1 protein-coding gene is annotated in these 1753 nt (G+C 63.1%); it reads left to right on the top strand.

Translation table 11 applies throughout. The features are described 5' to 3' along the window. Positions 1 to 121 precede the first annotated feature (121 nt). Positions 122 to 1753 (top strand): GTPase HflX (hflX, locus tag NW841_RS08335; protein ID WP_414386070.1); only part of this gene is annotated, 1632 nt, incomplete at its 3' end.

Genomic DNA, 1753 nt, shown 5'->3' with positions numbered 1-1753 from the left:
AAGCAAGTTTGCTCCAGGGATCCCTTGTCTAGGGTTTGCTGCCGCTGCTTTCCTCAAGTTCCTGCTGGCTACTAGCGTATATGGTAGAGGAAAGCCTCTTTTCGGGTCTTTCCCTCTCCCTATGCCCAGGGTTGGCACCTCTCGCCAGCAGAATGACCTCGGTTTTAGCTTTGCCCAGGCCAAGGGGCTAAAGCCCTACCAGCGTAAGCAACTGCAACGCCTCTACCAACTGCGCCTGCCCCCCAACTGTCTGGTGACGGTGGAGTTTGCCCAACGGCTGGGATCCCTCACTCAAGATCTGGAAGGCCAGCCCATTAGTGTTTACCTCAACCGGCGCGGCCAAGTAATTCGCGTGGGGCTGGGATCCCCTTTTGAAACCCAGATCCCGGCTTGGGAGCTGCCGCGCCAGGGGGCGGAGCGCCTGTCTGGGATCCGCTGCATCACCACCCAGGTGGGGGCGGGGGGGCCTAGCCAAAAAGCCCTGACAGCCATGGCCCTGCAGCGGCTGGACGCTCTCATTACCCTGTCGGTATCCCCCTTAGAGGGACGGCTGCGCCGCGGAGGAGCGGCCACAGGCTTTATCAAGTGCGCCTACTTGGCCCATCTGGTGCCGGAGGAAGAGCGCCGTTGGCAGGTTTCTGAGCCTTTGCCCCTGGGGATCCTGGCAGAACAGGATCTGCAGGAGCTGGTGGCGGAGCTAGAAGATGGCTTTCGGCGCCAATTCACTGCCCGCCAGGTGGATCCCCAGCAGGAGCGGGCCATCCTGGTGGGGCTGCAGGAGTCGGGGCAGAGCAGCGAAGACCTGGTGGACAGGCTGACAGAGCTGGGCCGCCTGGTGGAAAGTGCCGGCGGACAGGTGCTCCGCACTCTTTGGCAGCGGCGGGAGGGCCCCGATTCCGCTACAGTTATTGGCTCGGGTAAAGTCCAGGAGTTGGCCTTGCTGGTGCAGGATTTGGGGGCCAACTTGGTGGTGTTCGACCGCGAGCTCACCCCCAGCCAGGTGCGCAACCTAGAAGAGGCCCTGGGGGTGCGGGTGGTGGATCGCAGCGAGGTGATCCTAGACATCTTTGCCCAGCGGGCCAGAAGCCGGGCCGGGAAGTTGCAGGTGGAACTGGCGCAACTGCAGTATCTCCTGCCGCGCCTGGCTGGTCGCGGCCGCACCATGTCGCGGCTGGGGGGTGGGATCGGCACCCGGGGGCCGGGGGAAACCCAATTGGAAATGGAGCGGCGGGCCATCCAGCGGCGCATTAGCAAGCTGCAGCAAGAAGTGGAAGAGCTGCGCCGCCACCGCCAGCGGCTGCGCCAGCGACGGGAGGGATCCCAAATTCCCGTGGTGGCCCTGGTGGGCTACACCAACGCCGGCAAATCCACCCTCCTGAATGCCCTCACCCACGCCCAGGTCTACGTGGCTGACCAACTCTTTGCCACCCTGGATCCCACCACGCGGCGGCTGGATCTACCTCACCACCAGGCGGTGCTGTTGACCGACACGGTGGGCTTTTTAACCGAGCTGCCTGAGCAACTGGTGGAGGCCTTCCGAGCCACGCTGGAGGAGGTGACGGAGGCGGATGCCCTGCTGCACGTGGTGGATCTCTCTCACCCCAACTGGGAAGGGCAGATCGAGGCGGTGGAAAAATTGCTGGATGGCATGCCCTTGGCCACCGGGCCGCGACAATTGGTGTTTAACAAAATTGACCGCCTCGATCCCGAATGGGTAGAGGATGTGCGCCTGCTTTATCCTAAGGCTCTCTTT

This window comes from Synechococcus sp. H60.3, from assembly GCF_047462295.1.
Taxonomy (GTDB): Bacteria; Cyanobacteriota; Cyanobacteriia; order Thermostichales; family Thermostichaceae; genus Thermostichus.
The sequence above is the reverse complement of the archived record's forward strand: the minus strand, read 5'-3'. Positions and strand labels throughout refer to the sequence as shown.